The following is a 21,586-nucleotide window of genomic DNA, read 5'->3' as shown; positions in this document are numbered from 1 at the left end:
GTCGTAGGGGCGTGGCATGCCGCGCCCGGACTGCTGCATCAGGCGTTCATGATCGACTCTAATTCTTCCTGCGCTTCCAGCCATTCCATTTCACACTCTTCCAATGCTGATTTCGCCGTTGCCTGCTGTTGCAGTGCAGCGGTCAGATCGGCTTTGCGGCTCTGTTCGTAAATGGCGCTGTCAGACAGTTTATTTTCGGCGTCAGCCAACTGGGCATTGTGCTTCTCCATCTGCTTTTCCAGTTTCTCAATTTGCTTACGCAGTGGCTGAGTCTGGGTGCGCAGTTCTGCATCGCGGCGTTTCTGGTCTTTACGGGCCTGAGCGCTGTTGGCGCTGTCGGCTTTCGGGGCGGCCTCTGCGCTGGTCTGACGTTGCAGATCGCTCAGCCACTGCTGATAATCTTCCAGGTCTCCTTCAAAGGCTTCGACTTTGCCATCGTGCACCAGGTAGAGATCGTCGGTGGTCGAACGCAGCAGGTGGCGGTCATGCGACACAACGACCAGTGCGCCTTCGAAATCGATCAGCGCCTCGGTCAGCGCCTGACGCATATCGAGGTCAAGATGGTTTGTCGGTTCATCCAGCAGCAGCAGGTTCGGACGTTGCCAGACCACTAAGGCCAGTACCAGACGCGCTTTCTCGCCACCGGAGAAACGGCGTGTTTCTTCCGTGACTTTATCGCCCTGGAAGCCAAAGCCGCCAAGATAGTCGCGCAGCTGTTGTTCAAGCACTTTCGGTGCCAGGCGCACCAGGTGCTGAATGGGGGACTCATCGGCGCGTAAAAACTCCAGCTGATGCTGGGCGAAGTAGCCAAGCTTGATGCCTTTCGACAGGCCGATATCACCTTCCAGCGGGGCCAGTTCACCGGCCAACAGCTTAATCAGCGTCGATTTACCCGCACCGTTACGCCCCAGCAGACCAATACGTGAGCCGGGCACCAGGTTGAGTTTGATCGAGTTAAGGATTTTTCTGTCGCCATAACCCGCGCTGACTTTTTCCATTTTCAACAGGGGATTCGGCAGGCTTTCAGGTTCGCGGAAGCTGAAGGTAAACGGGTTATCAACGTGAGCCGGGGCGATAAGCTCCATACGTTCCAGCATTTTGATGCGGCTCTGCGCCTGTTTCGCCTTGCTGGCTTTCGCTTTAAACCGATCGATAAAGCTTTGCAGGTGCGCCACTTTTTGCTGCTGATGTTCGAACATCGACTGCTGTTGTGAAAGCTTGGTCGCACGCTGGATTTCGAACGAGCTGTAGTTGCCGGTGTACTCGAAGATGGACTGCTGCTCGATGTGCAGGATCTTGTCGACCACCGGGTCAAGGAAGTCCCGATCGTGCGAGATCAGGATCAGCGTACCACTGTAGCTTTTCAGCCAGCGTTCCAGCCAGATCACGGCATCAAGATCAAGGTGGTTGGTCGGTTCATCCAGCAGCAGAAGGTCTGAGCGGCAGATCAGCGCCTGCGCAAGGTTAAGGCGCATACGCCAGCCGCCAGAGAAATCACTCACCGGGCGCTGTAATTGTTCCTGGCTGAAACCGAGGCCATCCAGCAGACTGGCGGCGCGTGACTGAATGGTCCACGCCTGAACAGCATCCAGTTTGCCATGCAGCGTGGCGATGGCATGACCATCGTTAATTTCATTCGCATGGGCTAATTCAGATTCAAGCTGACGAAATTCGCGGTCACCATCGATAACATACTCAATGGCCGGAATGTCCAGCGCCGGGGTCTCCTGATTGACCCACGCCAGTGACCAGTTACCCGGGTAACTGAAGCTGCCGGCATCGGCGCTTATCTCGTTTTTTAGCAGGGCCAGCAGCGTCGATTTGCCGCAGCCATTTTTGCCCACCAGGCCCACTTTCTGGCCGGGATTGATCGTGGCCGTTGCATTGTCGAGCAGGACGCGGACACCGCGACGAATTTGTAACGAGGAGAATACAATCATAAGCGCCGTAAGTTCAGAGTATGTTAAATTACACCATCATAATCAGTTTTCGGAATCACATAGTTCCGTTGCGTCGAGCATGGTAGCGGAAATATCCCGCCATGACGACGATTTGGAGGGGAATGATGTCGCAGCCGCCTAAAGTCCTGCTGTTGTACGCCCATCCGGAGTCTCAGGATTCGATTGCTAATCGCGTTTTGTTGCAGCCGGCCCGTCATCTTGACAATGTGACGGTGCACGATTTGTACGCACACTATCCGGATTTTTTTATTGATATTCATCGTGAGCAGCAACTGCTGCGCGACCACGACATCATCGTTTTTCAACATCCTCTTTACACTTACAGCTGCCCGGCGCTGCTGAAAGAGTGGCTGGATCGCGTCTTGTCCCGTGGCTTTGCCAGCGGGGTGGGCGGTAACGTGCTGGAAGGCAAATACTGGCGCAGCGTGATCACAACTGGGGAACCGGAAGCGGCTTACCATCAGGAAGGGCTGAACCGCTACCCGATGTCGGACATTATGCGTCCGTTCGAATTGACCGCACAGATGTGCAATATGCACTGGATGACGCCCATGATCATTTACTGGGCGCGGCGCCAGTCCGCTGATGTGATGAAAAATTATGCCCGTGCCTATGGTGACTGGTTGTCAAACCCGTTGCCACACGGAGGAGTGTAGATGGAAGGTCAAAGTCTTCTGACCGCAGGCGTGGTGTATCTGTTTGCGGCGGTGATTGCAGTGCCAATCGCCGCTCGCCTGGGGATCGGCGCGGTGCTGGGGTATTTGCTGGCGGGGATCGCTATCGGGCCCTGGGGATTGGGTTTCATCAGCGACGTCGATGAGATCCTGCACTTCTCCGAGCTGGGCGTGGTGTTCCTGATGTTTATCATCGGGCTGGAGTTGAAACCCTCCAAACTATGGGAGCTGCGACGTTCGATATTTGGTGTCGGTGCTGCTCAGGTGATCCTCAGTGCGCTGGTGCTGGGCGGGCTGTTGTGGCTGACCGATTTCTCCTGGCAGGCGGCCACTATTGGCGGGATCGGCCTGGCGATGTCTTCAACGGCAATGGCGTTGCAGCTCATGCGCGACAAAGCGATGAACCGCAATGAGTCAGGCCAGCTCGGTTTTTCCGTGTTGCTGTTCCAGGATCTGGCAGTGATCCCAGCGCTGGCGCTGGTACCGCTGCTGGCAGGCGGCGACAGTGGTCACACCGACTGGATGAAGGTCGGTATGAAAGTACTGGCCTTTGGCGGGATGCTGGTGGGTGGACGCTATCTGCTGCGGCCCATTTTTCGTTTTATTGCGGCTTCCGGTGTACGCGAAGTCTTTACGGCGGCGGCGCTGTTACTGGTGCTCGGATCGGCGCTGTTTATGGATGCGCTCGGGCTGTCCATGGCGTTGGGCACCTTTATTGCCGGTATCCTGCTGGCGGAAAGTGAGTACCGACACGAGCTGGAAATTGCCATCGATCCCTTTAAAGGGTTGCTGCTCGGATTGTTCTTTATCTCGGTTGGTATGGCGTTAAACCTCGGTGTGCTCTATACCCATATTGTTGAGATTCTGATAGGTGTTGTGACTCTGGTGGCGGTGAAAACGGCGGTGCTGTATCTGCTGTCACGCATCTATGGTCTGCGCAGCTCCGAGCGGTTGCAGTTTGCCGGGGTGCTCAGCCAGGGCGGGGAATTTGCTTTCGTGTTGTTCTCTGCGGCAGCGTCAGCGAAGCTGTTCAGTGGCGATCAGATGCCATTGCTGCTGGTCACGGTCACGTTGTCGATGATGACCACTCCGCTGTTGATGCAGGGCGTGGATAAAATCCTTGAGCGTCGCTTTAATGAAGTGGATGACAACCAGGAAAAACCGTTTGTTGAAGACGATAAGCCTCAGGTGATTGTAGTGGGCTTTGGTCGCTTCGGTCAGGTTGTGGCGCGTTTGTTGATGGCCAATGAAAAGCGCATTACGGTACTCGAACGAGATATCAGTGCAGTCAGCCTGATGCGTAAATATGGTTACAAAGTGTATTACGGTGATGCCACAGAGCTGGAGTTATTACGTGCCGCGGGAGCAGAAACGGCGCAGTCTATCGTGATAACCTGCAACGGCCCGGAAGATGCGATGGAGATCGTTCATCTGTGTCAGCATCATTTCCCGCACTTGCAGATCTTGGCGCGTGCACGTGGCCGTGTTGAAGCACATGAACTGTTGCAGGCGGGGGTGACGCAGTTCTCCCGTGAAACGTTCAGCAGTGCGCTGGAACTGGGGCGTAAGACTCTGATGACGCTGGGTATGCATCCGCATCAGGCGTTCCGTGCCCAGCAACATTTCCGCCGTCTGGATATGCGAATGTTGCGTGAGCTGATGCCGAATCATACTGACAGCCAGCAGATTTCAAGAGTGAAAGAGGCCAGACGCGAGCTGGAAGATATCTTCCAGGCCGAAATGCAGCATGAGAAGCGGCAATATGATGGCTGGGATGAGGCGGATTAATTTTTAGCTATCGTAATCGAACGCTCATCGCCGATAACGCCAAATTTCCTATGGAATAAAACTATGCGTAAACGTTTTATCGCTGGTGCGACTTGTCCAAAGTGCCAGGCAAAAGACACACTCGCCCTGTGGCGGGAAAATAATATTGATGTGGTGGAGTGCGTGAAGTGCGGCCATCAGATGCGGGAAGCCGATAAACAGGCTCGTGAGCAGGTGCGCGAAAATGAGCAAGTTATCGGTATTTTCCACCCTGAGTAACGCGCTGATTCAGCTTTTTTTACGTTGTTCCTTACAGCCGCATTGAAATTCGATACAATCGTCGCCACTTAGAGCCATTAAGGCTGACAATGGCAGTCAATGAATCAGGGCTCAAGCTCTCAACGGTTAGGAGTAATCATGAAAGTAGCAAAAGACCTCGTGGTCAGCCTGGCATACCAGGTACGTACAGAAGACGGTGTGTTGGTTGATGAGTCTCCGGTGAGTGCACCGCTGGACTACCTGCACGGTCATGGTTCCCTGATCTCCGGGCTGGAAAAAGCACTGGAAGATCATGTGGTCGGCGATAAGTTTGATGTGAATATCGAGTCAAACGATGCGTACGGTGCCTACGATGACAATCTGGTACAACGCGTCCCAAAAGACGTATTCATGGGTGTTGATGAACTGCAGGTTGGCATGCGCTTCCTGGCAGAAACCGACCAGGGTCCAGTGCCGGTAGAAATTACCGAAGTGGAAGATGAGCACGTAGTGGTTGATGGTAACCACATGCTGGCAGGTCAGAACCTGAACTTTAACGTTGAAGTTATCGCTATTCGCGAAGCAACGGAAGAAGAACTGGCCCATGGCCACGTTCACGGCGAAGACGGCCATCACCATGACCATGACCATGATCACGACCATGGTCAGGGCGGTTGTGGGACTGGCGGTTGCGGCTGCAGCCACTAATATTCCGTCGTCTTTCGTGCTGTAGCTGCGTTGGCTATCGCACGACATACTGAGGAATATCAGCGATAAAAGGTCACCTTCGGGTGGCCTTTTTGCTTTGTCTGAGAGAATTGGGGCGGACATGCCCACCTCCTACGAAGCACCCATGCCGAGCCTTGCGAAGAATCAACGTAGGGTCGAGGCATGCCTCGACCGGGTGTCAATAGTGAGGTGGAGGAGTCTCTTCAGACGGATCCGCAAGCATCGATGGCGCGGCGGCTTTGAGCTTGTCGGTCAGTAGACGCATCAGTTCACGCAGTCGGGCCATTTCCAGCTCGTGTTGCACCACCGTCAGGTTAAGTTCCTCAATGGTGTGCTCCTGGAACGCCAGCTTACTCTCCATTATCTCCAGCCGTTGCTCCAGCAGTGATTGTTGCATTCTGTTTCCTCTTGTTACTACCGGCCCGTCTTCCGGGCTCGCGAATTGTCCGATTCTAACGGTAAAATGCAGGTAGAAGTAAGAGTATTGGCGTAAATTGGCCGCCAGAGGTTGAAAAGGCGCGAACGAATCACCATTCCTTGTGTTGAAACTTTCGGATAATCACGCGGTCGGAAGTTAACTTCGAGTTTTTATGGCGAGATTGTTTTGTGATCCCGCCCCCGGCTATATTACAGACCGCAGGTCTGCAAACGATTTCCGAGGTGAGATGCTTCGGTTTTGGAGAAATGGATGAAATCACTGTTTAAAGTCACAATGTTAGCTACCACTATGGCTGTTGCACTGAATGCTCCACTGGTTATGGCTGCTGATGCTGTTCCGGTTAAGCCGACTGCACAGCAGCAGGCGCCAAAAAATGCCGCATTCAAAAATGACGACCAGCAGTCAGCTTATGCACTGGGCGCGTCTTTGGGTCGCTACATGGAGAACTCCCTGAAGGAGCAGGAAAAACTGGGTATCGCACTGGATAAAGACCAGCTTATCGCGGGTGTGCAGGACGCGTTTGCCGGTAAGAGCAAGCTTTCTGACCAGGAAATTGAACAAACACTGCAATCTTTCGAAGGTCGTGTGAAAGGTGCAGCGCAGGCGAAGATGGAAAAAGACGCAAAAGAGAACACCACGAAAGGTGATGCTTATGCGGCGAAATTCGCGAAAGAAAAAGGCGTGAAGAAAACTGAAACCGGTCTGCTCTACCAGGTAGAGAAAGAAGGGACGGGTGATGTGCCAAAAGACAGCGACACCGTTGTTGTGAACTACAAAGGTACGCTCATTGACGGTACTGAGTTCGACAACTCTTACACCCGTGGTGAGCCACTGTCATTCCGTCTGGATGGTGTTATCCCGGGTTGGACCGAAGGTCTGAAGCACGTTAAAAAAGGTGGCAAGATCAAGCTGGTGATCCCACCGAATCTGGCTTACGGTAAAAATGGCGTTCCGGGCATCCCGGCTAACTCCACCCTGGTCTTCGATGTTGAACTGCTCGACATCAAACCAGCAGCGAAAGCGGATGATAACGCCGAGCAGGCGGCCCCGGCCGCGGCTGATGCGAAAGCCAAGAAATAGTCTGATAATCGCCACCTTCGGGTGGCGTTTTTTTTGCTTTACCCCCTGTTTTCACTTCTTCTTTGCGCCAGGTTGTATTTAACGACAAAGGGCGGGACACGCCTTTCCCATATTTGCTAGACTAACCCGCGCGCAATTAATAAGAATGAGTCTGCCCTGGCGCCGTGTGACAGGCTCTTGTCAAAGGGTGGTGTCGTTGATGTCTAATTCACTTTTCTCCGGTGATGTTGCGGATTCGGAGCTGCTGGAGCAGCACCCCTTTACGCCCGGTGATTTCGAAATTTTAAAATCTTACGAGTCCGTTGTTGATGGCCTCGCGATGCTGATTGGCTCGCACTGTGAGATCGTTCTGCACTCGCTGGAGGATCTGAAGTGTTCTGCTGTACGCATTGCTAACGGGGAACATACCGGGCGTAAAATCGGCTCACCGATTACCGATCTTGCCCTGCGTATGCTGCATGATATGACCGGGGCGGACAGTAACGTTTCCAAAGCCTATTTTACCCGGGCGAAAAGCGGTGTGCTGATGAAGTCGGTGACGATTGCCATTCGTAATCGCGATCAGCGTGTGATTGGTCTGCTGTGCATCAACATGAACCTTGATGTGCCTTTCTCGCAGATTATGGCGACGTTTATGCCACCGGAAACTCAGGAAGTAGCCTCCTCAGTGAACTTTGCCTCCTCGGTGGAGGACCTGGTAATGCAGACGCTGGAGTTTACGATTGAGGAAGTCAGTGCCGACCGTAACGTATCGAATAATGCCAAAAATCGCCAGATTGTACTCAATATGTATGAGAAGGGCATCTTTGATATCAAAGATGCCATCAATCAGGTGGCGGATCGTCTCAATATCTCCAAGCACACTGTCTATCTCTACATCCGTCAGTTTAAAAATGGCGATTTCCACGGGCAGGATAAGTAATGCGTTTCTGCCTGCTGGTCACCGGGCCAGCCTATGGCACGCAGCAGGCAAGCAGTGCCTGGCTGTTTGCTAATGCTCTGTTGGAACAGGGACATACGCTTGACAGTGTTTTCTTCTACCGTGAAGGGGTCCTGAATGCCAGCTTGCTCAATGCCCCCGCCAGCGATGAGTTCGACCTCACCCGTCATTGGCAATCATTGCAGCAGAAACAGGGCGTGACGCTGAATATCTGCGTGGCTGCTGCCCTGCGCCGTGGCATTACCGACCAGCAGGAAGCCACCAATCTGGGGCTGCCTGTCGCCAATCTGGCAGACGGGTTTCAGCTCTCGGGGTTAGGGGCGCTAGCTGAAGCCGCGTTGACCTGCGATCGTCTGGTGCAGTTCTGATGGCGCGCATTGCATTTGTATTCACTCAGGGGCCGCATGGTTCCAGTGCCGGCCGTGAAGGGCTGGATGCGGTGTTAGCCACGTCAGCGCTCAGCGATGAAATTGCACTTTTTTTTGTCAGCGATGGTGTGCTGCAACTCACTCAAGGCCAGCAGCCGCAGCGGATTTTGGCGCGTGACTATATCGTAACATTTGGTGTGTTGCCGCTGTATGACATTGATCGTTGTTATCTGTGCGCAGCAGCACTGGCAGAGCGCGGTATGATTTCTGATGCAGTGCGGGTGCTGGCGGCTGAAGTCCTGGCCCCGGATGCCCTTCGTGCCAAGCTGAATGATTATGACCGGGTCATGACCTTTTAGAGGAAACCATGCTGCATACCCTGATGACCTCGCCTTTCCACTGTGACCTGTCAGCCATGCTACGTCTGCTGGCTGACGGTGATGATGTTTTGCTGCTGCAGGATGGGGTTATCGCCGCGCTTGAGGGCAGTTCCGCCCTTGAAGCGCTGCTAAATGCCCCCATCTCTGTGTACGTTCTACAGGAAGATCTGGATGCTCGTGGGCTAATTGCTCAAATTTCGACCAGGGTAACAACAGTAAGCTATACTGGTTTTGTTACCCTGGCGGTCAAGCATTCGCAACAAATGACCTGGTAAGTGCGGTAATCCTGGTTATTTCTTGACTCTTTTTCAGACCAGCTCTAAAATTCTGCGGCCTCGTGATTCCGCGAGGCGATTTATTACGTGTTTACGAAGCAAAGCTAAATCCCAGGAGCTATTTAATGGCAACAGTTAACCAGCTGGTTCGCAAACCACGCGTACGCAAAGTTGCAAAGAGCAACGTGCCTGCGCTGGAAGCCTGCCCGCAGAAACGTGGTGTATGTACTCGTGTATACACTACTACCCCTAAAAAACCGAACTCCGCACTGCGTAAAGTATGTCGTGTTCGTTTGACCAACGGTTTTGAAGTTACCTCCTACATCGGCGGTGAAGGTCATAACCTGCAGGAACACTCCGTGATCCTGATCCGTGGCGGTCGTGTAAAAGACTTGCCAGGTGTGCGTTACCACACCGTTCGTGGCGCGCTGGACTGCTCAGGTGTTAAAGACCGTAAGCAGGCTCGCTCCAAGTACGGCGTGAAGAAGCCAAAGGCTTAATGGTTCTCCGTTAAGTAAGGCCAAACGTTTTATCTTTAATGTCATAATAAACTCGTAGAGTTTTGGACAATCCTGAATTAACAACGGAGTATTTCCATGCCACGTCGTCGCGTCATTGGTCAGCGTAAAATCCTGCCAGATCCTAAGTTCGGATCAGAATTGCTGGCCAAATTTGTCAATATCCTGATGGTAGATGGTAAAAAATCTACTGCTGAAACTATCGTTTATCACGCGCTGGAGACCCTGGCTCAGCGTTCTGGTAAAAACGAGCTGGAAGCATTCGAAGTAGCCTTGGACAATGTCCGCCCAACCGTGGAAGTTAAATCCCGTCGCGTTGGTGGTTCTACTTATCAGGTACCAGTTGAAGTCCGTCCGGTTCGTCGTAATGCTCTGGCAATGCGTTGGATCGTTGAAGCTGCTCGTAAACGCGGTGATAAATCAATGGCTCTGCGCCTGGCGAACGAACTTTCTGATGCTGCAGAAAACAAAGGCACTGCAGTGAAGAAACGTGAAGACGTTCACCGTATGGCCGAAGCCAACAAGGCGTTCGCTCACTACCGCTGGTAACAGCACTGTAGTTGTTATAAACCCAGCGGGCGTCCCAGTGACTCACCTGCTGGGCTTTTTTAACTTAGAACGTCTAAGAATCAGAGGAATCAAATGGCTCGTAAAACACCCATTGAGCGTTACCGTAACATTGGTATCAGCGCACACATCGACGCCGGTAAGACGACCACTACCGAACGTGTTCTGTTCTACACCGGTGTAAACCACAAAATCGGTGAAGTACATGACGGCGCAGCCACCATGGACTGGATGGAGCAGGAACAGGAACGTGGTATTACCATCACTTCCGCTGCGACCACCTGTTTCTGGTCTGGTATGGCTAAGCAGTTTGAGCCGCACCACGTAAACATCATCGACACCCCGGGACACGTTGACTTCACCATTGAAGTTGAGCGTTCTATGCGTGTGCTTGATGGCGCAGTAATGGTTTACTGTGCAGTTGGTGGCGTTCAGCCACAGTCTGAGACCGTATGGCGTCAGGCTAACAAATATAAAGTTCCACGCATTGCGTTCGTTAACAAAATGGACCGCATGGGTGCTAACTTCCTGAAAGTTGTTGAGCAGATGAAAGCGCGTCTGGGTGCAAACCCGGTGCCATTGCAGCTGGCCATCGGCGCAGAAGAGAAATTCACCGGTGTTGTTGACCTGGTGAAAATGAAAGCGATCAACTGGAACGATGCCGATCAGGGCGTTACCTTCGTTTACGAAGAGATCCCAGCTGATATGCAGGAACTGGCTGAAGAATGGCGTGCGAAGCTTGTTGAAGCCGCAGCTGAAGGTTCTGATGAGCTGATGGAGAAATTCTTTGGTGGCGAAGAGCTGACCGAAGAAGAGATCAAAACTTCTCTGCGTAAGCGCGTACTGAACAGCGAAATCATTCTGGTTACCTGTGGTTCTGCATTTAAGAACAAAGGTGTCCAGGCGATGCTGGATGCGGTTGTTGAATACCTGCCAGCACCGACTGACGTTACCGCTATTAACGGTATGTTAGACGACGGTAAAGACACTCCGGCTGTTCGTCACTCAGACGACAAAGAACCGTTTGCTGCTCTGGCGTTCAAAATCGCTACCGACCCATTCGTGGGTAACCTGACCTTCTTCCGCGTCTACTCTGGCGTTGTGAACTCAGGCGATACCGTGTTTAACCCGGTTAAATCTGCTCGTGAGCGTCTGGGCCGTATCGTACAGATGCACGCCAACAAGCGTGAAGAGATTAAAGAAGTTCGCGCAGGCGACATCGCTGCAGCTATCGGTCTGAAAGACGTGACCACTGGTGACACCCTGTGTGACCCGGACAACGTGATCATTCTGGAGCGCATGGAGTTCCCTGAGCCAGTAATCTCGATCGCTGTTGAACCAAAAACCAAAGCTGACCAGGAAAAAATGGGTCTGGCTCTGGGTCGTCTGGCGAAAGAGGATCCATCATTCCGCGTATGGACTGATGAAGAAACTAACCAGACCATCATCGCTGGTATGGGTGAGCTGCACCTCGACATCATCGTTGACCGCATGAAGCGTGAATTCAACGTTGAAGCGAACGTGGGTAAACCTCAGGTTGCTTACCGTGAAGCAATTCGCGCGAAAGTTACCGATATCGAAGGTAAACACGCCAAGCAGTCTGGTGGTCGTGGTCAGTACGGTCATGTTGTTATCGACATGTACCCACTGGAGCCGGGCGTTAACCCTAAAGGTTACGAGTTCGTCAACGATATCAAAGGCGGCGTGATTCCTGGTGAATACATCCCTGCTGTTGATAAAGGTATCCAGGAGCAGCTGAAATCAGGCCCGCTGGCTGGTTATCCGGTTGTAGATCTGGGTGTTCGTCTGCACTTTGGTTCATACCATGACGTTGACTCCTCAGAACTGGCGTTTAAACTGGCAGCTTCTATCGCGTTCAAAGACGGCTTTAAGAAAGCGAAGCCGGTACTGCTTGAACCAATCATGAAGGTTGAAGTTGAATCTCCAGAAGAGAACACCGGTGATGTTATCGGTGACTTGAGCAGACGTCGTGGCCAGCTGAAAGGTCAGGAATCAAACGCTACTGGCGTTCAGATTCATGCTGAAGTTCCGCTGTCTGAAATGTTTGGTTACGCGACCCAGTTGCGTTCTCTGACTAAAGGCCGTGCTTCGTACTCCATGGAGTTCCTGAAGTATGATGATGCGCCGAACAACGTCGCTCAGGCCGTAATTGAAGCTCGTAGCAAATAAGCTACAGTTTAAATATTGATCCTATGCTCTCACCAAAGGGTGAGAGCATTAAAGTAAGGAATATCGTCGTGGCTAAAGAGAAATTTGAACGTTCCAAACCGCACGTCAACGTAGGTACTATCGGCCACGTTGACCACGGTAAAACTACCCTGACTGCAGCTATCACCACCGTTCTGGCTAAAACCTACGGCGGTTCTGCTCGTGCATTCGACCAGATCGATAACGCACCAGAAGAAAAAGCACGTGGTATCACCATCAACACTTCTCACGTTGAATATGACACCCCAACTCGCCACTACGCGCACGTTGACTGCCCAGGCCACGCCGACTATGTGAAAAACATGATCACCGGTGCTGCTCAGATGGACGGCGCGATTCTGGTTGTTGCTGCAACTGACGGCCCAATGCCTCAGACCCGTGAGCACATCCTGCTGGGTCGCCAGGTTGGCGTTCCATTCATGATCGTATTCATGAACAAATGCGACATGGTTGACGACGAAGAGCTGCTGGAGCTGGTTGAAATGGAAGTGCGTGAGCTGCTGTCTGCTTACGATTTCCCTGGCGACGACATCCCGGTTGTTCGTGGTTCTGCACTGAAAGCACTGCAGGGCGACGCTGAGTGGGAAGCTAAGATCATCGAACTGGCTGGTCACCTGGATAACTACATCCCAGAACCAGAGCGTGCGATTGATAAGCCATTCCTGCTGCCAATCGAAGACGTATTCTCCATCTCCGGCCGTGGTACTGTTGTGACCGGTCGTGTAGAGCGCGGTATCGTTAAAGTGGGTGAAGAAGTTGAGATCGTTGGTATCAAAGATACCGTGAAATCAACTTGTACCGGCGTTGAAATGTTCCGTAAGCTGCTGGACGAAGGTCGTGCGGGTGAGAACTGTGGTATCCTGCTGCGTGGTATCAAGCGCGAAGATATCCAGCGTGGACAGGTTCTGGCTAAGCCAGGTTCAATCAAGCCACACACCAAGTTCGAATCTGAAGTGTACATCCTGTCCAAGGATGAAGGCGGCCGTCATACTCCGTTCTTCAAAGGCTACCGTCCACAGTTCTACTTCCGTACAACTGACGTGACCGGTACCATCGAACTGCCAGAAGGCGTTGAGATGGTCATGCCAGGCGACAACATTCAGATGGTTGTTACCCTGATCCACCCAATCGCAATGGACGACGGTCTGCGTTTCGCAATCCGTGAAGGTGGTCGTACTGTTGGCGCGGGTGTTGTTGCTAAAGTTATAGCTTAATCGCTGATAATATTTGACGCAACGCACAGGAAAAGGGCATCATTTGATGCCCTTTTTGCACGCTGTAACATAGAACCTGACTCATCAGTGATTTTTTCGACCATAATCATTGCTGAGGCAGGCTCTGTAGCACGGCGTTAAAGCCAATAGTTTTCAAGCTACGGCTTGGAATTAAAGGATATGCCGAGTTACGCCTAACAGCATCATTCGGTTCGGTTGCCTCGTCTGACGAGGCAAAAGTGTTTCTGATTTATTGTGGCAGGTTGGTTTATGAGTGCTAATACCGAAGCTCAAGGAAACGGGCGCGGCCTGGAAATATTGAAGTGGTTAGGTGTTGTGGTGCTTTTGGTCGCCGCTATCGCCGGTAACTCCTATTATCGCGATGTAACATTACCTCTGCGCGCCCTCGCTGTCGTGGTCCTGATGGTAGCAGCAGCTGGCATTGCTCTGTGGACCACCAAAGGTAAAGCAACGTTGGCTTTTGCCCGTGAAGCGCGCACTGAAGTTCGTAAGGTCATCTGGCCTACTCGTCAGGAAACGTTGCACACCACGTTAATCGTTGCCGCGGTAACTGCCGTGATGTCACTGATTTTGTGGGGACTGGATGGAATTCTGGTTCGTCTGGTATCGTTTATCACTGGCCTGAGGTTCTGAGATGTCTGAAGCTCCAAAAAAGCGCTGGTACGTCGTTCAGGCGTTTTCCGGTTTTGAAGGCCGTGTAGCACAATCGCTGCGCGAGCATATCAAGTTACACAACATGGAAGAGCTGTTTGGCGATGTCATGGTTCCAACCGAAGAAGTGGTTGAGATCCGTGGTGGCCAGCGTCGTAAAAGCGAGCGCAAGTTCTTCCCAGGTTACGTGCTGGTCCAAATGGTGATGAATGATGCCAGCTGGCACCTGGTGCGCAGCGTGCCGCGTGTTATGGGCTTCATTGGTGGTACTTCTGACCGCCCGGCGCCGATTAGCGACAAAGAAGTTGATGCTATCATGAACCGCTTGCAGCAAGCGGGTGATAAACCACGTCCGAAAACTATGTTTGAGCCTGGTGAAATGGTACGCGTAAGCGATGGTCCATTTGCTGACTTTAATGGCGTGGTGGAAGAAGTCGACTATGAGAAAAGCCGCCTGAAAGTTTCTGTATCCATCTTTGGCCGTGCAACACCGGTTGAGCTGGACTTCGGTCAGGTTGAGAAGGGTTAATTACCTTTCTTATAAGGCGCCCCTGCTTTTGTTGCGGGGCGCATGAAAAATACACAATCACTGTGATCTAGTGGTTGCGAGAGGCGCGAAATTGCACTACAATTTCGCGCCTTTTGTTTTTATGCGCTGTTCTCAGCGTGTGAATATTAATCACGGGGAGCTCCTTCAGGAGCGTTATCACCCAATAGAGGAATTATCATGGCTAAGAAAGTACAAGCCTACGTTAAGTTGCAGGTTGCAGCTGGTATGGCAAACCCAAGTCCACCGGTAGGTCCGGCACTGGGCCAGCAGGGCGTTAACATCATGGAATTCTGTAAAGCGTTCAACGCCAAAACAGAATCCCTGGAGAAAGGTCTTCCAACGCCAGTTGTGATCACCGTTTACTCTGACCGTTCTTTCACCTTCGTTACCAAAACCCCTCCTGCAGCAGTACTGCTGAAGAAAGCGGCTGGTATTAAGTCTGGTTCTGGCAAGCCGAACAAAGACAAAGTAGGTAAAGTATCGCGTGCTCAGGTACGTGAAATCGCAGAAACCAAAGCTGCGGACATGACTGGTGCTGACCTGGAAGCGATGACTCGCTCCATCGAAGGTACTGCTCGTTCCATGGGCCTGGTAGTAGAGGACTAAGAAATGGCTAAGCTGACCAAGCGCATGCGCGTGATCCGTGACAAAGTTGATTCAACTAAACAGTATGACATCAACGAAGCTGTTGCTCTGCTGAAGGAACTGGCTACTGCTAAGTTCGTAGAAAGCGTTGACGTAGCTGTAAACCTGGGCATTGATGCTCGTAAATCTGACCAGAACGTTCGTGGTGCAACTGTACTGCCACACGGTACTGGCCGTTCCGTTCGCGTTGCCGTATTTGCCCAGGGCGCAAACGCTGAAGCTGCTAAAGCAGCCGGCGCTGAGCTGGTAGGTATGGAAGATCTGGCTGACCAGATCAAAAAAGGCGAAATGAACTTCGACGTTGTTATCGCATCTCCTGATGCAATGCGCGTTGTTGGCCAGTTGGGTCAGGTTCTGGGCCCACGCGGTCTGATGCCAAACCCGAAAGTTGGTACTGTAACTCCTAACGTTGCTGAAGCAGTGAAAAATGCTAAAGCAGGTCAGGTTCGTTACCGTAACGACAAGAACGGTATCATCCATACCACTATCGGTAAGGTTGATTTCGATTCTGAAAAACTGAAAGAAAACCTGGAACACCTGCTGGTTGCGCTGAAAAAAGCAAAACCATCTCAGGCGAAAGGCGTTTTCATCAAGAAAGTTAGCCTGTCCACCACTATGGGCGCAGGCGTTGCAGTTGATCAGGCTGGCCTGAACGCTGCTGCAAGCTAATCTTGTGCTTTACGCGGGCGAATTATTCATCTAGAATCTTACGCCCGTTGTTCTGTAAATATACAGAACCCGGAATTGAGCCATTCGTGGCGACATATTCCAAGAATTTTTAGGTTGGAGCCTGGCCTTATCCAGGCCTCCGTCCAAGACCGCAGGTGTTTCGTAAGAAACTTAATCTCCTGCGTAGACGGTGACAGAACCAAAAGAATATTTTTATAGTCTTTGCTGGATTCTGCTCACCGTGATTTAGCGTCTGTCTGTGGCAACACTGTTCAGGCGAAGTGAGTTCCGGGGAAATCCATCCCCGGCCAAAAATCCAGGAGCACAAGCTAATGGCCTTAAATCTTCAAGACAAACAAGCGATTGTTGCTGAAGTCAGCGAAGTAGCCAAAGGCGCGCTGTCTGCGGTAGTTGCGGATTCTCGTGGCGTTACCGTAGATAAAATGACCGAACTGCGTAAAGCAGGACGTGCAGCTGGCGTTTACATGCGTGTTGTTCGTAACACCTTGCTGCGCCGCGTCGTTGAAGGTACTCAGTTTGAGTGCCTGAAAGACACGTTTACCGGTCCTACCTTGATTGCATACTCTATGGAACACCCGGGCGCTGCTGCTCGTCTGTTCAAAGAGTTCGCGAAAGCGAATGCAAAATTCGAGGTTAAAGCTGCAGCCTTTGAAGGCGAGCTGATCAGTGCGGCTCAGATCGACCGCCTGGCAACTCTGCCTACCTACGATGAAGCAATCGCACGCCTGATGGCAACCATGAAAGAAGCCTCTGCTGGCAAACTGGTTCGCACTCTGGCTGCTGTACGCGATCAGAAAGAAGCTGCTGCTGCTTAATCAGCCAGCCTTTCTTTTCCGTTCACTTGCTTACGTATAAATTACTTTCTGAATTTAGGAACACGAAATGTCAATCACTAAAGACCAAATCATTGAAGGCGTTGCAGCTCTGTCTGTAATGGAAATCGTTGAACTGATCTCCGCTATGGAAGAGAAATTCGGCGTGTCAGCTGCTGCTGCTGTTGCAGGTCCTGCTGCTGCTGCTGAAGCTGTAGAAGAAAAAACCGAGTTCGACGTTGTACTGAAAGCTATCGGCGCTAACAAAGTTGCCGTGATCAAAGCAGTACGTGGCGCAACTGGTCTGGGCCTGAAAGAAGCTAAAGATCTGGTTGAGTCTGCACCTGCTGCCCTGAAAGAAGGCATCAGCAAAGACGACGCAGAAGCACTGAAGAAAGCACTGGAAGAAGCTGGCGCAGAAGTTGAAGTTAAATAAGCCAACCTTTCAGGTTGCAGCCTAGTCTTTTAGGCTGATGGCTGGTGACTTTTTGGTCACCAGCCTTTTTGCGCTCTATAGCGTCAATGATATTTCACACTGTTTAGTCATTGATTAGCTTAATATCTTTCTCTATCGACGACTTAATATACTGCATTCCTGACTGGGTTCCCTGCTCAGACACTTGCAGCGAAATGATTTAAGCGTGATAGAAAGAGGTATTACGAAAAGCACTCTGCTTTTCGAACAACACAAAACAGCGTTGCATGAACTGTCCTCCTGGATGGACAGCGAGGTTCTACATTTCAGCGAGCTGAGGAACCCTATGGTTTACTCCTATACCGAGAAAAAACGTATTCGTAAGGATTTTGGAAAGCGTCCACAAGTTCTGGACATTCCATATCTCCTTTCTATCCAGCTTGACTCGTTTCAGAAGTTCATCGAGCAAGATCCGGAAGGTCAATATGGTCTGGAAGCAGCATTCCGTTCCGTATTTCCAATCCAAAGCTATAGCGGTAATTCTGAGCTGCAGTACGTCAGCTACCGTTTAGGCGAACCTGTATTTGATGTTAAAGAGTGTCAGATTCGTGGTGTCACGTACTCTGCACCTCTGCGCGTAAAACTGCGCCTGGTGATCTACGAGCGCGAAGCGCCGGAAGGCACCGTTAAAGACATCAAAGAACAAGAAGTTTACATGGGTGAAATTCCACTCATGACCGATAACGGTACCTTTGTGATCAACGGTACTGAGCGTGTTATCGTTTCTCAGCTCCACCGTAGTCCTGGTGTCTTCTTCGACAGCGATAAGGGTAAAACCCACTCATCGGGTAAAGTGCTGTATAACGCACGTATTATTCCTTACCGCGGTTCATGGTTGGACTTCGAGTTCGACCCGAAAGACAACCTGTTCGTCCGTATTGACCGTCGCCGTAAACTGCCTGCGACCATCATTCTGCGCGCGCTGAATTACACTACCCAGCAGATCCTGGATCTGTTCTTCGAAAAAGTAGTGTATGAAATTCGCGACAACAAGCTGCAGATGGAGCTGGTCCCAGAGCGCCTGCGTGGTGAAACTGCGTCATTCGATATTGAATCGAACGGCACCGTTTATGTCGAAAAAGGTCGTCGTATTACTGCGCGCCATATTCGTCAGCTTGAGAAAGATGCCATTGCACACATCGAAGTTCCGGTTGAGTACATTGCCGGTAAAGTCGTTGCTAAAGACTATATCGATGAGAGCACTGGTGAACTGCTGATCGCGGCGAACATGGAGTTGTCACTGGATCTGCTGGCCAAACTGAGCCAGTCCGGTCACAAGCGCATCGAAACACTGTTCACCAACGACCTGGACCACGGTGCGTACATGTCTGAGACTGTACGTGTCGACCCAACCAGCGACCGCCTTAGCGCGCTGGTTGAGATCTACCGCATGATGCGTCCTGGTGAGCCACCAACGCGTGAAGCGGCTGAAAACCTGTTCGAGAACCTGTTCTTCTCTGAAGACCGCTACGATTTGTCTGCGGTTGGTCGTATGAAGTTCAACCGTTCTCTGCTGCGTGACGAGATCGAAGGTTCCGGTATCCTGAGTAAAGACGACATCATTCAGGTGATGAAGAAGCTCATCGGTATCCGTAACGGCATTGGTGAAGTGGATGATATCGACCACCTCGGCAACCGTCGTATTCGTTCCGTCGGCGAAATGGCTGAAAACCAGTTCCGTGTTGGCCTCGTGCGCGTAGAGCGTGCGGTGAAAGAGCGTCTGTCCCTGGGCGATCTTGATACCCTGATGCCACAGGACATGATCAACGCCAAGCCAATTTCAGCGGCAGTGAAAGAGTTCTTCGGTTCCAGCCAGCTGTCACAGTTTATGGACCAGAACAACCCGTTGTCGGAGATCACGCATAAGCGTCGTATTTCTGCACTGGGCCCGGGCGGTCTGACGCGTGAGCGTGCAGGCTTCGAAGTTCGAGACGTACACCCGACTCACTACGGTCGCGTATGTCCAATCGAAACGCCGGAAGGTCCAAACATCGGTCTGATCAACTCCTTGTCTGTTTATGCACAGACCAATGAGTATGGTTTCCTGGAAACCCCATACCGTCGCGTTCGCGAAGGCGTGGTGACCGACGAAATTCATTACCTCTCTGCTATTGAAGAGGGTAACTACGTTATCGCTCAGGCGAACACCAACCTCGACGACGAAGGTCACTTCGTAGACGATCTGGTGACCTGCCGTAGCAAAGGCGAATCGAGCCTCTTCAACCGTGACCAGGTTGACTACATGGACGTTTCCACCCAGCAGGTGGTTTCCGTCGGTGCGTCACTGATCCCGTTCCTGGAGCACGATGACGCCAACCGCGCATTGATGGGTGCAAACATGCAACGTCAGGCGGTTCCAACTCTGCGTGCTGATAAGCCGCTGGTTGGTACCGGTATGGAACGCGCGGTAGCGGTCGACTCCGGTGTTACTGCCGTAGCGAAACGTGGTGGTACGGTTCAGTACGTGGATGCATCACGTATCGTTATTAAAGTTAACGAAGACGAAATGCATTCTGGCGAAGCCGGTATCGACATTTACAACCTGACCAAATACACCCGTTCTAACCAGAACACCTGCATCAACCAGATGCCTTGCGTGAACCTGGGTGAACCGATTGAACGTGGTGATGTGCTGGCTGATGGTCCTTCAACCGACCTCGGCGAACTGGCACTGGGTCAGAACATGCGCGTCGCGTTCATGCCGTGGAACGGCTACAACTTCGAAGACTCCATCTTAGTCTCCGAGCGTGTGGTACAGGAAGATCGCTTCACCACTATCCACATCCAGGAACTGGCATGTGTGTCTCGCGACACCAAGCTGGGGCCAGAAGAGATCACTGCCGACATCCCTAACGTGGGTGAAGCTGCGCTCTCTAAACTGGATGAGTCCGGTATCGTGTACATCGGTGCGGAAGTGACTGGCGGTGATATTCTGGTGGGTAAGGTAACGCCGAAAGGTGAAACCCAGCTGACGCCAGAAGAGAAACTGCTGCGTGCAATCTTCGGTGAGAAAGCGTCTGACGTTAAAGATTCTTCTCTGCGTGTACCGAATGGCGTGTCTGGCACCATCATCGACGTTCAGGTCTTCACCCGCGATGGCGTGGAAAAAGACAAACGTGCGCTGGAAATCGAAGAGATGCAGCTGAAGCAGGCGAAGAAAGACCTGTCTGAAGAACTGCAGATCCTCGAAGCTGGCCTGTTCAGCCGTATTAACTACCTGCTGGTTGCTGGCGGTGTTGAAGCGGAAAAACTGGACAAGCTGCCACGCGAGCGCTGGCTGGAACTGGGCCTGACCGACGAAGAAAAACAAAACCAGCTGGAACAGTTGGCCGAGCAGTACGACGAGCTGAAGCACGAGTTTGAGAAAAAACTTGAAGCCAAGCGCCGCAAAATCACTCAGGGCGATGACCTGGCACCTGGCGTGCTGAAAATCGTTAAAGTGTATCTGGCCGTTAAACGTCAGATCCAGCCTGGTGACAAAATGGCAGGTCGTCACGGGAACAAAGGTGTTATCTCCAAGATCAACCCGATCGAAGATATGCCATACGATGAGTTCGGTACGCCGGTCGACATCGTTCTGAACCCGCTGGGCGTTCCATCACGTATGAACATTGGTCAGATTCTTGAAACCCACCTGGGTATGGCTGCGAAAGGCATTGGCGAGAAAATTAACGCTATGCTTAAGAAGCAGGAAGAAGTGTCCAAGCTGCGTGAGTTTATTCAGCGTGCTTACGATCTGGGCAGCGATCTGCGCCAGAAAGTTGACCTGAACACGTTCACCGACGACGAAGTGCTGCGTCTGGCAGAGAACCTGAAAAAAGGTATGCCAATCGCAACACCGGTGTTTGACGGCGCGAAAGAAAGCGAAATCAAAGAGCTGTTACAGCTCGGCGGCCTGCCTTCTTCTGGTCAGATTACGCTGTTTGATGGTCGTACCGGTGAGCAGTTCGAACGTCAGGTTACCGTTGGCTACATGTACATGCTGAAGCTGAACCACCTGGTTGATGACAAAATGCATGCGCGTTCTACCGGTTCTTACAGCCTCGTTACTCAGCAGCCGTTGGGTGGTAAGGCGCAGTTCGGTGGTCAGCGCTTCGGTGAGATGGAAGTATGGGCACTGGAAGCATACGGTGCCGCTTATACCCTGCAGGAAATGCTGACCGTGAAGTCTGATGACGTGAACGGCCGTACCAAGATGTATAAAAACATCGTTGACGGCAATCATCAGATGGAACCGGGCATGCCGGAATCCTTCAACGTACTGTTGAAAGAGATCCGCTCGCTGGGTATTAACATCGAGCTGGAAGACGAGTAATAACTCGCATCTGCTGTACTGGTTACAG

At 51.9% G+C, this 21,586-nt stretch carries 22 protein-coding genes; 20 read left to right on the top strand and 2 right to left on the bottom strand.

Annotation, left to right across the window (positions count from 1 at the left end):
- Positions 1-38 precede the first annotated feature (38 nt).
- The gene (locus WH279_RS00265; RefSeq protein ID WP_200644202.1) at positions 39-1,940 is read right to left on the bottom strand and encodes an ABC transporter ATP-binding protein; all 1,902 of its coding nucleotides are present in this window, start codon (positions 1,938-1,940) and stop codon (positions 39-41) included.
- A gap of 125 nt (positions 1,941-2,065) precedes the next feature.
- On the opposite strand from WH279_RS00265, the gene kefG reads away from it, so the two are divergent.
- The 4 genes from kefG to slyD all read left to right on the top strand — a co-directional run bounded on the left by kefG (position 2,066) and on the right by slyD (position 5,368).
- On the top strand, positions 2,066-2,617 hold the full coding sequence (gene kefG / locus WH279_RS00260) for a glutathione-regulated potassium-efflux system ancillary protein KefG (protein ID WP_200644203.1): 552 nt from the start codon (positions 2,066-2,068) through the stop codon (positions 2,615-2,617).
- Complete coding sequence (gene kefB / locus WH279_RS00255; protein ID WP_200644201.1) at positions 2,618-4,423, top strand: glutathione-regulated potassium-efflux system protein KefB; 1,806 nt, start codon at positions 2,618-2,620, stop codon at positions 4,421-4,423.
- 63 nt (positions 4,424-4,486) lie between these two features.
- Positions 4,487-4,681, top strand: coding sequence for a YheV family putative zinc ribbon protein (locus WH279_RS00250; protein WP_133846693.1), 195 nt, complete (start codon positions 4,487-4,489; stop codon positions 4,679-4,681).
- A 138-nt stretch (positions 4,682-4,819) separates the two neighbouring features.
- Positions 4,820-5,368 (top strand): peptidylprolyl isomerase, encoded by a 549-nt coding sequence (slyD, locus tag WH279_RS00245; protein ID WP_133846694.1) that lies wholly within the window; start codon positions 4,820-4,822, stop codon positions 5,366-5,368.
- A gap of 199 nt (positions 5,369-5,567) precedes the next feature.
- On the opposite strand, the gene WH279_RS00240 is transcribed toward slyD, so the two are convergent.
- The gene (locus WH279_RS00240; protein ID WP_133846695.1) at positions 5,568-5,786 is read right to left on the bottom strand and encodes a SlyX family protein; all 219 of its coding nucleotides are present in this window, start codon (positions 5,784-5,786) and stop codon (positions 5,568-5,570) included.
- Positions 5,787-6,077: 291 nt separating this feature from the next.
- On the opposite strand from WH279_RS00240, the gene fkpA reads away from it, so the two are divergent.
- From fkpA to rpoB, 16 genes are all read left to right on the top strand, one after another.
- Complete coding sequence (gene fkpA, locus WH279_RS00235; protein ID WP_339454516.1) at positions 6,078-6,908, top strand: FKBP-type peptidyl-prolyl cis-trans isomerase; 831 nt, start codon at positions 6,078-6,080, stop codon at positions 6,906-6,908.
- Between the two features lie 199 nt (positions 6,909-7,107).
- Positions 7,108-7,830 (top strand): helix-turn-helix transcriptional regulator, encoded by a 723-nt coding sequence (locus WH279_RS00230; RefSeq protein WP_200644199.1) that lies wholly within the window; start codon positions 7,108-7,110, stop codon positions 7,828-7,830.
- Positions 7,830-8,216: a sulfurtransferase complex subunit TusD gene (gene tusD, locus WH279_RS00225; RefSeq protein WP_200644198.1), complete on the top strand. Its 387-nt coding sequence runs from the start codon at positions 7,830-7,832 to the stop codon at positions 8,214-8,216. Before WH279_RS00230 ends, tusD begins: the two co-directional genes overlap by 1 nt.
- Positions 8,216-8,575, top strand: coding sequence for a sulfurtransferase complex subunit TusC (gene tusC, locus WH279_RS00220; protein WP_339454511.1), 360 nt, complete (start codon positions 8,216-8,218; stop codon positions 8,573-8,575). The genes tusD and tusC overlap by 1 nt, the downstream gene beginning before the upstream one ends.
- Before the next feature lie 8 nt (positions 8,576-8,583).
- Positions 8,584-8,871: a sulfurtransferase complex subunit TusB gene (tusB, locus tag WH279_RS00215; RefSeq protein ID WP_200644196.1), complete on the top strand. Its 288-nt coding sequence runs from the start codon at positions 8,584-8,586 to the stop codon at positions 8,869-8,871.
- Positions 8,872-8,996: 125 nt separating this feature from the next.
- Entirely contained in the window at positions 8,997-9,371 is a 375-nt protein-coding gene (gene rpsL, locus WH279_RS00210; protein WP_003852912.1) for a 30S ribosomal protein S12, read from the top strand.
- 96 nt (positions 9,372-9,467) lie between these two features.
- Positions 9,468-9,938 (top strand): 30S ribosomal protein S7, encoded by a 471-nt coding sequence (gene rpsG / locus WH279_RS00205; protein WP_200644195.1) that lies wholly within the window; start codon positions 9,468-9,470, stop codon positions 9,936-9,938.
- 93 nt (positions 9,939-10,031) lie between these two features.
- The gene (fusA, locus tag WH279_RS00200) at positions 10,032-12,146 is read left to right on the top strand and encodes an elongation factor G (protein ID WP_133846701.1); all 2,115 of its coding nucleotides are present in this window, start codon (positions 10,032-10,034) and stop codon (positions 12,144-12,146) included.
- A 68-nt stretch (positions 12,147-12,214) separates the two neighbouring features.
- Positions 12,215-13,399 (top strand): elongation factor Tu, encoded by a 1,185-nt coding sequence (tuf, locus tag WH279_RS00195; protein WP_167864269.1) that lies wholly within the window; start codon positions 12,215-12,217, stop codon positions 13,397-13,399.
- 270 nt (positions 13,400-13,669) lie between these two features.
- Positions 13,670-14,053: a preprotein translocase subunit SecE gene (gene secE, locus WH279_RS00190; protein WP_339454502.1), complete on the top strand. Its 384-nt coding sequence runs from the start codon at positions 13,670-13,672 to the stop codon at positions 14,051-14,053.
- 1 nt (position 14,054) lies between these two features.
- Complete coding sequence (gene nusG / locus WH279_RS00185) at positions 14,055-14,600, top strand: transcription termination/antitermination protein NusG (RefSeq protein WP_062749168.1); 546 nt, start codon at positions 14,055-14,057, stop codon at positions 14,598-14,600.
- 198 nt (positions 14,601-14,798) lie between these two features.
- On the top strand, positions 14,799-15,227 hold the full coding sequence (gene rplK / locus WH279_RS00180) for a 50S ribosomal protein L11 (RefSeq protein ID WP_062749165.1): 429 nt from the start codon (positions 14,799-14,801) through the stop codon (positions 15,225-15,227).
- A 3-nt stretch (positions 15,228-15,230) separates the two neighbouring features.
- On the top strand, positions 15,231-15,935 hold the full coding sequence (gene rplA, locus WH279_RS00175; protein ID WP_227535276.1) for a 50S ribosomal protein L1: 705 nt from the start codon (positions 15,231-15,233) through the stop codon (positions 15,933-15,935).
- Positions 15,936-16,267: 332 nt separating this feature from the next.
- Positions 16,268-16,771, top strand: a complete 504-nt coding sequence (rplJ, locus tag WH279_RS00170; protein ID WP_133847001.1) for a 50S ribosomal protein L10 — start codon at positions 16,268-16,270, stop codon at positions 16,769-16,771.
- Between the two features lie 67 nt (positions 16,772-16,838).
- On the top strand, positions 16,839-17,204 hold the full coding sequence (gene rplL / locus WH279_RS00165; RefSeq protein ID WP_048914311.1) for a 50S ribosomal protein L7/L12: 366 nt from the start codon (positions 16,839-16,841) through the stop codon (positions 17,202-17,204).
- A 325-nt stretch (positions 17,205-17,529) separates the two neighbouring features.
- Positions 17,530-21,558: a DNA-directed RNA polymerase subunit beta gene (gene rpoB / locus WH279_RS00160; protein WP_133847000.1), complete on the top strand. Its 4,029-nt coding sequence runs from the start codon at positions 17,530-17,532 to the stop codon at positions 21,556-21,558.
- The last annotated feature ends 28 nt before the right edge of the window (positions 21,559-21,586 follow it).

The sequence above is a fragment of the Erwinia sp. MYb375 genome (genome assembly GCF_037479175.1).
Classification (GTDB): Bacteria; Pseudomonadota; Gammaproteobacteria; order Enterobacterales; family Enterobacteriaceae; genus Erwinia; species Erwinia rhapontici.
The sequence above is the reverse complement of the archived record's forward strand: the minus strand, read 5'-3'. Positions and strand labels throughout refer to the sequence as shown.

Excerpts from the sequence above, each read along its gene's own strand:
- kefB (WP_200644201.1), top strand. The coding sequence starts at position 2,618 with ATGGAAGGTCAAAGTCTTCTGACCGCAGGCGTGGTGTATCTGTTTGCG.
- nusG (WP_062749168.1), top strand. The coding sequence starts at position 14,055 with ATGTCTGAAGCTCCAAAAAAGCGCTGGTACGTCGTTCAGGCGTTTTCC.
- rplA (WP_227535276.1), top strand. The coding sequence starts at position 15,231 with ATGGCTAAGCTGACCAAGCGCATGCGCGTGATCCGTGACAAAGTTGAT.
- rplJ (WP_133847001.1), top strand. The coding sequence starts at position 16,268 with ATGGCCTTAAATCTTCAAGACAAACAAGCGATTGTTGCTGAAGTCAGC.
- slyD (WP_133846694.1), top strand. The coding sequence starts at position 4,820 with ATGAAAGTAGCAAAAGACCTCGTGGTCAGCCTGGCATACCAGGTACGT.
- rplK (WP_062749165.1), top strand. The coding sequence starts at position 14,799 with ATGGCTAAGAAAGTACAAGCCTACGTTAAGTTGCAGGTTGCAGCTGGT.
- rplL (WP_048914311.1), top strand. The coding sequence starts at position 16,839 with ATGTCAATCACTAAAGACCAAATCATTGAAGGCGTTGCAGCTCTGTCT.
- fusA (WP_133846701.1), top strand. The coding sequence starts at position 10,032 with ATGGCTCGTAAAACACCCATTGAGCGTTACCGTAACATTGGTATCAGC.
- WH279_RS00250 (WP_133846693.1), top strand. The coding sequence starts at position 4,487 with ATGCGTAAACGTTTTATCGCTGGTGCGACTTGTCCAAAGTGCCAGGCA.
- WH279_RS00230 (WP_200644199.1), top strand. The coding sequence starts at position 7,108 with ATGTCTAATTCACTTTTCTCCGGTGATGTTGCGGATTCGGAGCTGCTG.
- rpsL (WP_003852912.1), top strand. The coding sequence starts at position 8,997 with ATGGCAACAGTTAACCAGCTGGTTCGCAAACCACGCGTACGCAAAGTT.
- rpoB (WP_133847000.1), top strand. The coding sequence starts at position 17,530 with ATGGTTTACTCCTATACCGAGAAAAAACGTATTCGTAAGGATTTTGGA.
- rpsG (WP_200644195.1), top strand. The coding sequence starts at position 9,468 with ATGCCACGTCGTCGCGTCATTGGTCAGCGTAAAATCCTGCCAGATCCT.
- fkpA (WP_339454516.1), top strand. The coding sequence starts at position 6,078 with ATGAAATCACTGTTTAAAGTCACAATGTTAGCTACCACTATGGCTGTT.
- tusC (WP_339454511.1), top strand. The coding sequence starts at position 8,216 with ATGGCGCGCATTGCATTTGTATTCACTCAGGGGCCGCATGGTTCCAGT.
- tusB (WP_200644196.1), top strand. The coding sequence starts at position 8,584 with ATGCTGCATACCCTGATGACCTCGCCTTTCCACTGTGACCTGTCAGCC.
- tusD (WP_200644198.1), top strand. The coding sequence starts at position 7,830 with ATGCGTTTCTGCCTGCTGGTCACCGGGCCAGCCTATGGCACGCAGCAG.
- WH279_RS00265 (WP_200644202.1), bottom strand. The coding sequence starts at position 1,940 with ATGATTGTATTCTCCTCGTTACAAATTCGTCGCGGTGTCCGCGTCCTG.
- kefG (WP_200644203.1), top strand. The coding sequence starts at position 2,066 with ATGTCGCAGCCGCCTAAAGTCCTGCTGTTGTACGCCCATCCGGAGTCT.
- secE (WP_339454502.1), top strand. The coding sequence starts at position 13,670 with ATGAGTGCTAATACCGAAGCTCAAGGAAACGGGCGCGGCCTGGAAATA.
- WH279_RS00240 (WP_133846695.1), bottom strand. The coding sequence starts at position 5,786 with ATGCAACAATCACTGCTGGAGCAACGGCTGGAGATAATGGAGAGTAAG.